The 10011-nt window shown below is 73.7% G+C and carries 9 protein-coding genes and 1 pseudogene; 8 read left to right on the forward strand and 2 right to left on the reverse strand.

The window, feature by feature from the left end:
* Positions 1 to 7: 7 nt before the first annotated feature.
* Positions 8 to 454 carry a nuclear transport factor 2 family protein gene (locus ACWDVB_RS06810; protein ID WP_451518009.1) on the reverse strand — a complete coding sequence of 149 codons (447 nt, stop codon included), beginning with the start codon at positions 452 to 454 and terminating at the stop codon, positions 8 to 10.
* A 197-nt stretch (positions 455 to 651) separates the two neighbouring features.
* Between ACWDVB_RS06810 and ACWDVB_RS06815 the strand changes: the two genes are divergently transcribed.
* The 3 genes from ACWDVB_RS06815 to ACWDVB_RS06825 all read left to right on the forward strand — a co-directional run bounded on the left by ACWDVB_RS06815 (position 652) and on the right by ACWDVB_RS06825 (position 3011).
* Positions 652 to 1359: an MOSC domain-containing protein gene (locus ACWDVB_RS06815; RefSeq protein WP_451518010.1), complete on the forward strand. Its 708-nt coding sequence runs from the start codon at positions 652 to 654 to the stop codon at positions 1357 to 1359.
* Complete coding sequence (locus tag ACWDVB_RS06820; RefSeq protein ID WP_451518011.1) at positions 1356 to 2096, forward strand: HNH endonuclease family protein; 741 nt, start codon at positions 1356 to 1358, stop codon at positions 2094 to 2096. Before ACWDVB_RS06815 ends, ACWDVB_RS06820 begins: the two co-directional genes overlap by 4 nt.
* Positions 2097 to 2231: 135 nt before the next feature.
* Positions 2232 to 3011, forward strand: coding sequence for an N-acetyltransferase (locus tag ACWDVB_RS06825; protein ID WP_451518012.1), 780 nt, complete (start codon positions 2232 to 2234; stop codon positions 3009 to 3011).
* A 54-nt stretch (positions 3012 to 3065) separates the two neighbouring features.
* On the opposite strand, the gene ACWDVB_RS06830 is transcribed toward ACWDVB_RS06825, so the two are convergent.
* Positions 3066 to 3860 carry a hypothetical protein gene (locus ACWDVB_RS06830; protein WP_451518013.1) on the reverse strand — a complete coding sequence of 265 codons (795 nt, stop codon included), beginning with the start codon at positions 3858 to 3860 and terminating at the stop codon, positions 3066 to 3068.
* Between ACWDVB_RS06830 and ACWDVB_RS06835 the strand changes: the two are divergent.
* From ACWDVB_RS06835 to ACWDVB_RS06855, 5 genes and pseudogenes are all read left to right on the forward strand, one after another.
* Positions 3856 to 5613: pseudogene (locus tag ACWDVB_RS06835) on the forward strand (N-6 DNA methylase); the annotation flags it as partial. The gene ACWDVB_RS06830 and the pseudogene ACWDVB_RS06835 sit on opposite strands and share 5 nt — an antisense overlap.
* 151 nt (positions 5614 to 5764) lie before the next feature.
* Positions 5765 to 6343 (forward strand): hypothetical protein, encoded by a 579-nt coding sequence (locus ACWDVB_RS06840; RefSeq protein WP_451518014.1) that lies wholly within the window; start codon positions 5765 to 5767, stop codon positions 6341 to 6343.
* A 5-nt stretch (positions 6344 to 6348) separates the two neighbouring features.
* Positions 6349 to 7920, forward strand: a complete 1572-nt coding sequence (locus ACWDVB_RS06845; RefSeq protein ID WP_451518029.1) for a protein kinase domain-containing protein — start codon at positions 6349 to 6351, stop codon at positions 7918 to 7920.
* A gap of 158 nt (positions 7921 to 8078) precedes the next feature.
* Positions 8079 to 8780 carry a SurA N-terminal domain-containing protein gene (locus tag ACWDVB_RS06850; protein WP_451518015.1) on the forward strand — a complete coding sequence of 234 codons (702 nt, stop codon included), beginning with the start codon at positions 8079 to 8081 and terminating at the stop codon, positions 8778 to 8780.
* 40 nt (positions 8781 to 8820) lie between these two features.
* The gene (locus ACWDVB_RS06855; RefSeq protein WP_451518016.1) at positions 8821 to 9795 is read left to right on the forward strand and encodes a nucleoside triphosphate pyrophosphohydrolase; all 975 of its coding nucleotides are present in this window, start codon (positions 8821 to 8823) and stop codon (positions 9793 to 9795) included.
* Positions 9796 to 10011 lie beyond the last annotated feature (216 nt).

A 10011-nucleotide genomic window follows, 5' to 3' on the forward strand; every position in this document is an offset into this window, starting at 1 on the left:
GCGGGGCTCACGTGGCGCACGCCTCGGCTATCGACAGGCTGTTCTCGTAGAGGTGGTGGCGGGTGATCCGGCCGTCCTCGACGGTGAGGCGCAGCGCGAAGGGGCCCTCGAAGGACTTGCCGGTGGCCCGCACGGTGCCCGAGACATGGCCCATCAGGACGGCGTCGGCGCCGTCGACGAGGAAGGTGTCGACGGAGGCGCGGGCGTCCTCGGGCACGGTGTGCTCCATCAGCTCCGTGAACTGGGCGGCGCACTCCGCGGCCGTGGACCGCGGCCTGATCCACGGGACGACGGGGTTCTCGGCGAGCAGCCAGTCGACCTCGTCGGCGAAGAGGGCCGTCAGGCGCGCCGTGTCCCCGGCGACGCGGGCGGCGAGGAACTCCTGGACGGCGGCGCGGGTGGCCTCCGCCCGGTCGGCTGCGTTCGCGGGGGCGGCGGTGGGCGTGGCGGACATGGGGCTCTCCTCGGGTGTGCGGTCTCTGCGACATGACTGATGCTGCCGGGGCGCGGGGGCACGGTCGATTACCCGCCGGGTAATGCCGGGTGATGAGGAGAAGGAGACACGCGTCGACCGACGAGCCGTACGTACGGATGTACGTATGCACGGGCTACGGTGGGGCCGGGAGAATTCACTCAGGGGAGGAGAGCGCCGTGCCGCTCACGGTCGTCGGTCTGGCCTGTCATCCGGTGAAGTCGATGCTCGGGGAGGAGCGCGAGCGGCTCGACTTCGACGCGCGCGGTGTCGTCGGCGACCGGCTGTGGGCCCTGCGGTACGCGGACGGCAAGCTCGGCAGCGGCAAGAACAGCAGGCGCTTCCGCCGCACCCCGCGCCTCCTTGAGCACCGCGCGGCATACGACGTGGACGGCACCCCCGTCGTCACCACGCCGGACGGCACGGCACTGCGCCCGGGCGACCCCCGTATCCCCCGACTCTTCGGCGACGGCGCCGAACTGGCCCGCGAAGGCGAGGTCAGCCACCAGGACGCCGCCGGTGTCTCCCTCGTGGGCACGGCCTCGCTGCGCGCCCTCGGGGAACTGCTCGGCGACGCCGACCCCGTCGACGTACGGCGGCTGCGCAAGAACATCGTCGTCGAGACCGCCGAACCGTGGATTGAGGAGAGCTGGGTCGGCCGCGAGATCACCCTCGGCGGCGACGCGGGGGAGCGGGAGCCGCTGCGGCTGCGCGTCGTCGAGCGGATCGAGCGCTGCGTGATGACCACACAGGCGCAGCCCGGACTGCCCGCGGACGCCCGCATCCTGAAGACCCTCACCGCCGCCCGCGACATGCGCATCGGCGTCTACGCGGAGGTCGTCACGCCCGCCCCGCTCGCCCTCGGCGCCACGGTGACCGCGCGGTGAACCGTCGTACCACCACCGCCGCGCTGCTCGCGCTGATCGCCGTCCCCGCGCTGCTCACCGGCTGCGAGTTCGAGAGCAAGGGCGAGGGCGGAGGCGGCGCCGCCGGGCCCGACGCGAAGGCGGGGTCCGCGCTGGCGGCCGTCGACACGCTCACCGTCAAGGGCCGCGCGCCGAAGACGGGTTACGACCGGGACCGGTTCGGCAGCGCCTGGGCCGACACGGACTCCAACGGCTGTCCCACCCGGGACGACATACTCAAGCGGGACCTGAAGGACGTCACGTATCAGGACTCGTACCGGCGCGAGGACTGTCAGGTCACCACCGGCACGCTCGCGCCCGACCCCTACACCGGCAAGGACGTGACGTTCCGGCGCGGCCGCAGCCAGGTCGACATCGACCACCTCGTCGCCCTCTCGGACGCCTGGCAGAAGGGCGCGGCGCGCTGGGAGCCGAGCAAGCGCATCGCCTTCGCCAATGACCCGCTGAACCTCGTCGCCGTCGACGCGGGCCCCAACCGCAGCAAGGGCGACGGCGACACGGCGACCTGGCTGCCGCCGAACAAGAGCTACCGCTGTACGTATGTGGCCGGTCAGGTCGGGGTGAAGAAGAAGTACGGGGTGTGGGTGACCGGCGCCGAGCGGGACGCCATGAAGAAGGTGCTCTCCACCTGCCCGGACAAGAGACTCCCGACCGGAACGGCCCCGACCACCGCACCGAACCGCTTCAAAGCCCGCTGACTCCGACCCCGGAAGAGGTCCCGAAGAGGCCCTGAAGGGGCGCGGGGAACTGCGCGACCAGCCACGACGAACCCGCAGGGAACGCCACCGGATATCGGATACCGCCCACCCCGCGGGGCGCGTACCGTGCGCCGCATGGACCTGAAGATCACCACCTTGGCCGAGCGGCCGGACCTCGCGGACCCGCTCTGGCGCATGGCAGGGGACTGGCCCGAGTTCATCCTCCACGACCCGGTCGGCTGGTCACTGATCGGCCGCATCGTGACGGAGTTCCCGGAGTACGTCCTGGTGGCCACGGACGGGGACGTGGCGGACGGGGCCGGCGTGGACGGCGCCGGGAACGGCAAGGTCGTGGCCCGAGCGTTCAGCGTGCCGCTCGCCCTACGCACCCGCGGGGACGGCGAACTGCCCGACGGCGGCTGGGACCAGGTCCTGCTGTGGGCCTTCTCCGACCTGCGGCACGGCAAGGAGCCCGACACGGTGAGCGCCATCGAGATCACCGTCGACCCCGCCGCGCAGGGCAGGGGCATATCGGGGCGGATGCTCGCGGCGATGCGGGAGAACGCCCGTGCCCGCGGCTTCTCCGAGGTCGTCGCGCCCGTGCGCCCCAACGCCAAGCACCTCGAACCGGCGTCACTGATCGACGAGTACGCCCACCGCACGCGCGAGGACGGGCTGCCGTACGACCCGTGGCTGCGGGTGCACGTCCGCGCGGGCGGCACCGTCGAGAAGATCGCGCCCGCCTCCATGACGGTGTCCGGGTCGACCGCGCAGTGGCGCGAGTGGACGGGGCTGCCCTTCGACCGGGCGGGCCCCGTCGAGGTGCCGGGCGCGCTGGTGCCGGTGCACTGCGAACCGGAGCGCGGCTACGGCGTGTACGTCGAGCCGAACGTGTGGGTGCGGCACGTGCTGTGAGCGTGCAGCACCCACACGTACGGGGTGTACGGGGTGTGCGGAGTGCGCGGGGGGTCAGCTGCTGCCCAGCTTGTCCAGGTCGAGGACGTCGCCGGTCGGCGGCGTCGCCTTCACCGGCTTGTCGTAGTCGCCGAACGTCAGGGACTCCGGCTTCCCGTCGGTCTTCGTGTCGACCCTGAGCAGGTACGGCTTGCCCTCCGTGGCGACGTAAATCGTGGCCTTGTCCTTGCCGTTGCTCTCGGTGAGCTTGATCGCGGGGGTGCCGTCGACCGTGGTCGTCCCGCCCCTGCGCGCCGCCGAGTTGACGCCCTTGAAGTCGGCGAGCAGGGCGTCGAGGTCGCAGAACCCGGCGATCTCCTTGGCGTCGGCGCTCGTCGCCTTCGTCTTCGCCCAGCGGTTCGCGAGCATGTCCACGGCGGCCTGTACGTCGGCCGCGGGCTCGCCCTTGCTCTGGGCGCGCAGGAACTTCTCGTCGTACTTCATGTAGACGACCTTGCCGGGGATGACCAGGTCGATCGAGCCCTCGTTGTCCACGCCCATGGTGCCCACGCACTTGCCCTTGGTGTCCAGGGCCATGTCCATCGACAGCAGACCGGCTTCCCCGTCCGGAATCACACCCTTGATGCTCAGGGACTTGGCGCCCGAGGTCGCCTCGACGGCCTTGTCGGCGATCTCGCCGCCGGACATGCCGGCGAAGGGGCCCTTCGGCTTGGCGGCCTTGTCACCGCTCTCGCCGCCGCAGGCCGTGAGGCCCGCCGTGGCGGCGGTGGCGAGGCAGACGGCGGCGATCGCGGTACGGCGAAGACGCAGGTGGTGACGCAGGTGGTGACGCAAGGGAATCCCGGGCACCGGCGCCCTTCTGCGCGCGGTCCCGCCGCGCCCCGAGCAGTACCTGTACGGCCAGGACAGCGCCCCTGAACTGGCCGCCCTCACCGCGCTGCGCCTCGCCCTGCACTCCGACGCCACCGTGCGCACCATGGCCGCCGACACGCTGCGCGCCGACGCCTACGACGGCCGCAGAGCCGACGCCGTCCTCTGCCACCCTCCGTTCAACGAACGCAACTGGGGCCACGACGAACTGGCCTACGACGCCCGCTGGGAGTACGGCTTCCCGGCCCGCGCCGAGTCCGAACTCGCCTGGGTCCAGCACGCGTTGGCCCGCCTCCTCGACGGCGGCACCGCCGTCCTGCTGATGCCGCCCGCCGCCGCGTCCCGCCGCTCGGGCCGCCGCATCCGCGCCGACCTGCTGCGCCGGGGCGCCCTCCGCGCGGTCATCGCCCTGCCCGCCGGCGCCGCGCCGCCGTACAACCTGCCGCTGCACGTATGGGTGTTGCGCAGGCCGGGCCCGGCCGCGCCGTCCGCGCCCGAGCTGCTCCTCGTGGAGGCGGCGGAGGCGGCCGGGGCACTCCCCGCCGATGGCCGCGACCGACAGCTCTGGCCCGCCGTGCAGGACGCCGTGCTCGGCGTCTGGCGCCACTTCGACCGGCACGGCACGGCCGAGGAGCGGCCCGGCCTCGCCCGCTCGGTGCCGGTGCTGGAACTTCTCGACGACGAGGTCGACCTGGCCCCCGCCCGCCGGCTGCCGCCCCCGGCCACGGGCGGCGGCACCATGGAGCTGGCGACCGTACGGGAGAGCCTCGGCGAGGCGCTGCGCAGGGCCGCCGACCTGACACCGTCGCTCGCGGGCTCCGCAGCTGCGGGCTCCACGGACGCGGGCCGCGCGGGCGCGGGCTCCACAGACGCGGGCTCCACAGACGTGGGCCGCGCTGACGTGGGCCGCGCTGACGTGGGCTCCGCAGATGCGGGCTCCACGGACGCGGGCCGCGCGGGCGCGGGCTCCACGGACGCGGGCTCCACAGACGTGGGCCGCGCTGACGTGGGCCGCGCTGACGTGGGCCGCGCTGACGTGGGCTCCGCAGATGCGGGCTCCACGGACGCGGGCCGCGCGGGCGCGGGGTCCACGGAGCCGGGGCCCGCCGACGCGCCGCACCCGCCCTCGACCACCGTCGGTGAGCTGGCCCGGGCGGGCGCCCTGACCCTGCACACCGGCACCGGCGCCGCGAGCGGCGGCATGCCCGTCCTCACCGACCACGACGTCCTGACCGGCGGCGCGCCCTCCGGAACGGCCCCGGCCCTCTCCGGAACTGCCCTCTCCGGAACCGTCCCCTCCGGATCCGCCCGCGAAGGCACGCCGGACGAGGCGGTCGTGCGTACCGAGCCCGGCGACGTCGTCGTCCCCGTCTTCGGCGGCGGCGCCGCGGCCCGCGTCGTCGACGAGGCCACCGCGGGCGCCGCCCTCGGCCGCGGCCTCACCCTGCTGCGCCCCGACCCGGCCGCGCTCGACCCGTGGTTCCTCGCGGGGTTCCTGCGCGGCACCGCGGGCCACCGCCGCGCCAGCAGCTACGCCTCCACCTCCGCCCGGCTCGACGTCCGCCGTCTGCGGCTGCCCCGGCTGCCGCTCGCCGGGCAGCGCGGCTACAGCGAGCGGTTCCGTGAGCTGGCCGCCTTCGAGGACGCGCTGCGCCTCGCGGGCAGACTCGGCGAGCGGCTCGTGCGCGGCATGCACGACGGACTGACGGAGGGAACGCTTCCGCCGGAGTGACGCGGGCGTGCTCGGGCGCGGCGGCGTGACCGGTGCGACAACGGCCGTGACCAGTACGACAACGGTTCGGTACAACCCGGGACCGCTTCCCGTTGTCGGCCTATACGCTCGATCCCGCATTCGTTCGTCCTTCAGGTACCCAGGAGCAGCCATGCACGGCCACGGCCACGCGCCGCAGCAACCGCCGCCCCCTTCCGGCGGCACGCATGTGACGCTGCGCGTGCTCTTCGTGGTCCTCGCGGTGGTGACGTGCGGTCTGCTCGCGTGGACCACGCTGCTGCGGCTCGCGATCGTGACCCGCAAGGCGTACGACTGGGCCCTCTTCGGCGTCGCGACGGCGCTGGACGTCACCGCCCTGGTACTGATCGGGATGGACCCGGGCGAGGACGAGTTCCAGGGCCCGGGCAACGCGGGCATGATCATCCTGCTCTGCACGCTGATGGCGGCCGTCGCCTACTACCTGTTCGCGGAGATACGCCACTTCAGCCGCTACCGGCCGGCGGCGCCGGGCTTCCACGGCCACGGCCACGGCTACGCACCGCAGCAGGCGCAGCCCGTGTACGGCTACCCGCACCAGCAGCCCCCGGCCCCGGCCCCGCAGCAGCCCGCGCCCCCGCAGCCGACCGCCCCGGCCGCCCCCCAGCCCACCGCGCCCGCCCGCATCCACCAGGTCCGCGCCGAGCTCGACGAGCTCAGCGACTACCTGCGCAAGCAGCAAGGCGGCAGCTGACCGTGGTGGCGGGGACCGGGATCGGGGCCGGGGTCGGGGCCGGGATCGGAGCCGGCGGACGCGTCGTCGCCGGACGCTATGAACTCTCCACACTCATCGGCCAGGGCGGCATGGGCCAGGTCTGGACGGCGTACGACCAGCGCCTGGACCGCCGCGTCGCCGTGAAGCTGCTGCGCCCCGACCGCGTCGCGGGCGCCGAGGCCGAGGAGCTGCGCCGCCGCTTCGTGCGCGAGTGCCGCGTGACCGCGCAGGTCGACCACCCGGGCCTGGTCACCGTGCACGACGCGGGCAGCGAGGCCGAGGACCTGTACCTCGTCATGCAGTACGTCGACGGTGCCGACCTCGGCGACCACCTCGCCGAGCACGACCCCTACCCCTGGCAGTGGTCCGTCGCCATCGCCGCGCAGCTGTGCGCCGTGCTCTCCGCGGTGCACGCCGTACCGATCGTCCACCGCGACCTCAAGCCGCGGAACGTGATGGTCAAGCAGGACGGCACCATCTCCATCCTCGACCTCGGCATCGCCTCGGTGATGGACACCGACACCACCCGCCTCACCCACACCGGCTCTCCGATCGGCAGCCCCGCGTACATGGCGCCCGAGCAGGCGATGGGCGGCGCCGTCGGCCCGTACACCGATCTCTACGCGCTCGGCGTGCTGATGCACGAACTACTCAGCGGCGACGTGCCGTTCTCCGGTTCCACCGCGCTCGGCGTCCTCCACCGCCACCTCTACGAGCCGCCGCTCCCGGTCCGCCGGCTGCGCCCCGAGGTGCCGGAGGCCCTGGAGTCCCTCGTCCTGCGGCTGCTCGCCAAGGACCCCCAGCACCGCCCCGCCGGCGCCCAGCAGGTCTACGAGGAGCTGGCACCGCTGCTGCCCGCCCGCGGCATCCCCTCCGGCCGCCCGCTCGACCCCACGCGGCCCTTCCTGCGCCCGCACGCGCCCTGGCCGGACCGCGCCACGACGCCCGCGCCCGTCCCCGACATGCCGGCTCAGCCGCCCAGTTCGCCGCCGCGCCAGGACGTCGCACGGGCCGTCGAGGACGTCAAGCGGCTCCTCGGCGAGGGCCGCATCACCCAGGCCGTGGACATCCTCGGCTCGATCCTTCCGGCCGCCGCCGCCGAGCACGGTGAGCACTCACCCGTCGTACGCACGCTCCGCAAGCAGTACGCCGCCACGCTCATGGACGACGGCCAGTACCGCCGCGCCCTGCCCGAGCTGCGGCGCCTCGCCGACGAGCGGGCCGCCGAGTCCGGCCACGCCGACCCGCACTCGCTCCAGTTCCGCTACGAGGCCGCGCAGTGCCTTGAGCAGCTCGGCGAACCGGCCGCCGCGCTCGCCGAGTACCGCGCGCTGCTCCCCTACTACGAGAACCAGTACGCGACGGACGACCGCCGCCAGTCCCTGGAGATCCGCCGCCGCATGGGCCAGCTGCTGCTCGCCCTCGGCGACCGGGCCGCCGCCCACGACACGCTGGCGCGGCTGCTGCACGACGCGGAGCTGCTGCACGGACCCGGCCACCCGTTCCCCGCGGAGATCCGGCGGACGCTCCAGTGGCTGGGACAGGTGCGCGGCTAGCCACGGGCAGCCCCGGGTGACCCCGGGTGGTCCTGGGTGCCTCAACTCCCGCCGAATCGTTGGTCGAATAGCTGGCCGAGAAGACGGCCACTGCCTACCATCGATCACTGCCGGACGTTTGTGCACCGACGCACAAACTCGTAGCAGGGAGGCCCACCTTGCACCGCCGCACCAGCCGCCGCACCAGCCGCCGCACCAGCCGTCGCACCGCGCTCGTCCTCTCCACCGCCGCGCTCGCCGCGGCCCCCCTCCTCACCGCCTGCGGCAGCGAGGCGCATCCAGGCGCCGCGGCCGTCGTCGGCCATGACCGCATCACGGTCGCGCAGTTGGAGAACCGGGTGAACGAGGTGCGCGACGCGCAGCGGGCCGCCATCCCCGACGACGCGCAGTACGCGCAGGCCATCGGCAAGACCGGCCGCCTCGCCCGCACCACGCTGCACACGATGGTCCTCGACAAGGTCCTGCACCGCGCGGCCACCGACGCCGGGGTGAGCGTCACGCGCCGCGACATCCAGACCATGCGGGCGGGCATGGAGCAGCAGGCGGGCGGCAGGAAGGCTCTGGAGGGGGAGTGGCTGCAGCAGTACGGCGTCGCACCGGCCCGTCTCGACGAGACGCTGCGCACGGAGATCGAGGCGCAGAAGCTCGCGAAGAAGCTGGGCGTGGACATGAACTCGCCGCAGGGCCAGGAGCTGTTCTGGAAGTCCCTCACCGCCGCCTCCAAGAAGCTCGACATCGACCTGAACCCGCGGTACGGCACCTGGGACGTCGACAAGAACAAGCTCGCGGACGCCAAGACGCCGTGGGTGCGCGAGCTGCCCGGCTCCTCCGGGGCGGCCGCCGGGGACCGGGAGGCGTAGCGGACAGCGGGCCCGCGGCGGCCTGGGTTACGTTCGTCGGGTGAACGACACCACCGCCGCGGCCGTCGGCCGAGTCATCCTGCTGACCACCAGCCACCGCGTCGCGCCCGGCCTCCTGTCCTGGCCCGCCTGGCAGGCGCTGCACGGCGCCGACGAGGTGCTGTGCGCCGACGCCGACCACCCCCAGCTGCCGTATCTGCGCGAGGCGGGCGTGACCGTGACACACGCGTCGCCCACCGCCGAGCAACTGGTGGACGCCTGCGCGGGCGGCCGCACCGTCCTGATCGTCGCCACCGCCGAGGGCGACCGCTCCCTCACCGACGGCCTGGCCCGCCTCGCGGGCTCGGGCCGCGTCGCGATGCCGGACCTGGAACTGCTCCCCGCCTCGTACGACCTGCCGGGCGCGCGCCTGCTCGACCTGGTCCAGGTCATGGACCAGATCCGCGACGAGTGCCCCTGGTCCTCCCAGCAGACGCACAAGGGCCTGGCGAAGTACGCGATCGAGGAGGCGTACGAACTGGTCGACGCGATCGAGGAGGGCGACCGGGAGGAACTGCGCGAGGAACTCGGCGACGTACTGCTCCAGGTGTTCTTCCACGCCCGCATCGCCGAGGAGGACACCGAGACCCCGTTCTCCGTCGACGACGTAGCGGCCGGCATCGTCGACAAACTCATCCACCGCCACCCGCACGTCTTCGGCGACGACTCGGCGGACACCCCCGAGGACGTCAAGGCGCACTGGCTCCGAACCAAGGCACAGGAAAAGCGGCGCACCTCGGTCACAGAGGGCATCCCCCTGGGCCAGCCGGCCCTGGCCCTGACCGCGAAGCTGGCCTCACGGGTAAGGACGGCGGACCTGGACGTCCACATGCCCGAGGGCCGGGGCATGGGCCACGAACTCCTCGCACTGGCCCTACGCGCGGAGGCGCAGGGCATCGACCCGGAGGCAGCACTGCGAGCGGCGGCACGCGCGTACCGCGACGCGGTACGGGCGGCGGAGGCCGCGGAAGCGTAGCGGCAGACCTGGGGCGGGCGAAGCCGCCCAGGGGCGCGAGCAACCGCGATGTGCCCGCGCTTGTGGGGGAGGTGGCCCGCCGCAGGCGAGTGGTGGGCGGGCGAAGCCGCCTAGGGGCGCGGGGAACGGCGCGAGCAACCACGACGTGCCCGCGCCTGCGGGGGAGGTGGCCCGCCGCAGGCGAGTGGTGGGCGGGCGAAGCCGCCTAGGGGCGCG

It is taken from the genome of Streptomyces sp. NPDC003379 (assembly GCF_053589195.1).